The following is a 2,596-nucleotide window of genomic DNA, read 5'->3' as shown; positions in this document are numbered from 1 at the left end:
TAAAATTACCATTCCCGAATCCATCCAAGAAGCACTCGCAGAAATTGCTCTAACAACGGGCAAATCTGAACAACAGCTTATCGCCGAAGCTCTCAGCGAATTGATTCAAAATTATCAAACCATAAATCGTCTCGCATTAATGCGAAAAGCCAGAGGAATGTGGGCGGACCGTGAAGATATTCCCAATTTAGAAGACCTCCGGCAAGAATGGCAGCGCTTTTAAGAGCCAACGATTATGACCAAAAATCTGTTAATTGATACTGATGTTTTAAAGGAGTGCAATTATTTACACTCACCTACTTAGCAGAGGTCAAAATGGTACAGACACCCCCTCAACCGGAAAGCGAAACTCTATTATTGAATTTGCCTACAAAACTCGGGCTTTATGTTACCCCAGAACAGTTTGCTGTCCTGGCAGCGAGCAATCAAGATTTGCGACTGGAAAGAACCGCAGGAGGAGAGTTAATTGTGAATCCACCCACGGGTTGGGAAACGGGGAAACGTAATAGCAGAATTTCTGGCGAATTGTATCTATGGTGGCGAAATACCGGCGAACCGGGAGAGATTTTTGACTCTTCCACTGGATTTATTTTACCCAATCGGGCAACTCGTTCTCCCGATGCTTCTTGGGTGAGTCAAGGGCGTTGGGATGCACTGAATCCGGAACAAAAGGGAACTTTTGCTAATATTTGTCCCGATTTGGTAGTTGAGTTGCATTCTGCTTCAGATACTCTCGACTCCCTCCAAGAAAAAATGCGGGAATATATGGACAATGGAGCAGTTTTAGGTTGGTTAATCGACCCGAAAAATAAAAGAGTGGAAATTTATCGCCAAGGATTGGAAGTGGAACGGTTGGAAAATCCCGTGGAGTTATCCGGTGAAGAAATCTTACCTGGTTTTGTATTAAATTTGCCTCGGGTATGGGGTTAAAATGCAAGGCATGGCGACGAGGGTCCTCGTGAGTGGGCTGCTGCCGAGTCACCCTCTTTGGAGGCAGGATTTACGCAATCTATAACATCAAGTCCTAAATGTAGAGGCGATTCGCGAATCGCTTCTACATTTAGGGTCTGCCCTCCAAATTGAATTCATTCCGGTATTTTAAACGAGTCTTGCAACTTTTTAATTACTGTTTGTTGGTCCGTGGGAAAGTTGGCGGATTCGCCACTATAGGTTAGTTGATAAACTTTGCTATTTTTCACGGTCCAAATCGCTTTATTGGTTATCGGAATCCCATTTTTTGTGGTACTATAGATTATCTGATTCGCCTCTCGGTTGTCCAAGGTTGTGGGCGGGGCAGTATTGACTAAGTTGAGATTATATTCTCCTTCGAGTTGAGGACGCAAGCGCTGTTGATAATAGTCCAGGGCTGTTAGAGGTTCGGGTAAATCAATGATGGTGAGGGTGATGGTCTCTTGATAGTTTGAGGAGGGGTCTCGGGGAGATTGAAATACTATGCGATCGCCTCCCAAGGGGGGATTAATTTGTTGGATTTGCCAATCTCCTGGATAGTTGAGAATAATCCCATTGTCTTGATAAATGCCATCTTTAATCCGCTCTAATCCGATAAATTCTCGGACTTCAGGGACGGTAAAGGCGGCAGTAATCACTCCCAGAATTCCCACCGTAACTCCAGCTAAACCCAGTTTATTGTCTCGCGGCCACTTGATGATTGACATAAAGGTAGATTGATTGGTTTGTGTTGTATAATTCGTTCCCGATGACCCAGGCAAAGATACCGCTGTTGATTGAACAACTGGATGAGATAATGTTAAAATAGCTTGTAAGGCTGCTCCTCCATCCTGATATCTTTGCCGATAGTCCTGTAGCACCATTTTATCAATAATATTGGCTAAATTATCCCTAACTGTAGCCAAATGACGCCAGGAAATTTCCCCGGTGGTCTTATCTTGAGGTAATCCGCCGGTTTGAGGGTCAGGATTTAACCCGGTTAAGGCTTGAATGGCAATGATACCCAAGGCATAAATATCGCTGCTAAAGTGGGGTTTTCCCGCAGCTTGTTCGTTCGGCATATAGCCGCGAGTCCCGATCGCCACTGTCTGGAGTGCCGTCTGAGACGTAGCAGAGAGGTTCCTAATCTCTTTCACCGCCCCAAAATCGATTAACACAATTTTCCCATCCTCTTGACGGCGCATCAAATTATCCGGTTTAATATCCCGATGAATCACCTGATTCTGATGAACAAACGCCAAAACTTCTAAAGTATCTTCTAATAACTGAATTACTTCAGATTCACTAAATTTGAGATTGGGAATCAGTTGTTCACTCAGGGGATAGCCACTGATTAATTCTTGGACTAAATAAAATTCCTGATTCTCCTCAAAGTAAGCCAAAAGTCGGGGAATTTGGTCATGATTCCCCAATTTTTCCAGGATTTCCGCTTCTTGGTGAAAGAGCTGTTTGACTTTGCCTAACAATGAATTAGCCCGGTTCACCCCAGGGGAGGATGGTTGGATTAGGAGTTGCTTAACCACACAGTGCGGGTGGTTGGGACGTTGAATATCAGCAGCAAGATAGGTTTTGCCAAATCCGCCTTGACTGAGGGGCTGTAAGATTTGATACCGGCTTTGAAGGAGGG

General features: G+C 44.4%; 3 protein-coding genes. 2 read left to right on the top strand and 1 reads right to left on the bottom strand.

What is annotated here, in order from left to right:
- Both J0895_RS15440 and J0895_RS15435 read left to right on the top strand, forming a co-directional pair.
- Positions 1–223 (top strand): hypothetical protein (locus J0895_RS15440; protein WP_207088938.1); only part of this gene is annotated, 223 nt, incomplete at its 5' end.
- 92 nt (positions 224–315) lie between these two features.
- Complete coding sequence (locus J0895_RS15435; protein WP_207088937.1) at positions 316–930, top strand: Uma2 family endonuclease; 615 nt, start codon at positions 316–318, stop codon at positions 928–930.
- A gap of 155 nt (positions 931–1,085) precedes the next feature.
- Here J0895_RS15435 and J0895_RS15430 read toward each other — a convergent pair.
- The coding region (locus J0895_RS15430) for a serine/threonine-protein kinase (RefSeq protein ID WP_207088936.1) at positions 1,086–2,596 on the bottom strand (1,511 nt) is incomplete at its 5' end.

The sequence above is a fragment of the Phormidium pseudopriestleyi FRX01 genome (assembly GCF_017313335.1).
In the GTDB taxonomy this organism is placed as follows: Bacteria; Cyanobacteriota; Cyanobacteriia; order Cyanobacteriales; family Laspinemataceae; genus Laspinema; species Laspinema pseudopriestleyi.
The sequence above is the reverse complement of the archived record's forward strand: the minus strand, read 5'-3'. Positions and strand labels throughout refer to the sequence as shown.